Here is a 537-nt window from a genome sequence, read left to right on the forward strand (position 1 = left end):
GGACTGGAATTTCGGGCTATGGAAGGATTCATGGAGGCCAATACCGGTTCGGGGAGGTATCGGATTGTATTCGAACAGCAGATGACAGATTAAAATATAATTTATCATGATGCGCAGTATTCTGATATAAAATGACGCCTGGCTGTCCATACTATCCCTGAGGTGATAAGATGGAGAAAGAGAGTCATGAACTTGAAAAAGAGGTTGCAAAGGAAGTTGATACCTTTAATAACCACTGGGAAACCGGCCATTTTCTGGGACCCAACACACTGAGGTATGAAGAGAACAGGGAAGTTTATGAGGAAAAAGACAGCGAATAGCTGTCTTTTTCCTGTTCTAACATTTATCCAGGCAGCACATGGATAAGGGAAGCGGGAACCAGTTGATCCGGGATTCCAGACTCAGACGGTTTCTCATATCGTGGCGGTCAGGTGAAAAGAAGAGACGCGCTGCTTCTGTGCTGGACAGCTGCCAGGAGGTATAGGCTAAAGAATATCCGGTTCTATCCGTTTGATATAGGTTTCCAGTGAATTACGG

General features: G+C 45.1%; 1 protein-coding gene. It reads left to right on the forward strand.

The window, feature by feature from the left end:
- The first annotated feature begins 170 nt into the window (after nt 1-170).
- Nucleotides 171-320, forward strand: coding sequence for a hypothetical protein (locus tag NE664_13090; protein MCQ4727568.1), 150 nt, complete (start codon nt 171-173; stop codon nt 318-320).
- The last annotated feature ends 217 nt before the right edge of the window (nt 321-537 follow it).

It is taken from the genome of Anaerotignum faecicola, from assembly GCA_024460105.1.
Taxonomy (GTDB): domain Bacteria; phylum Bacillota; class Clostridia; order Lachnospirales; family Anaerotignaceae; genus JANFXS01.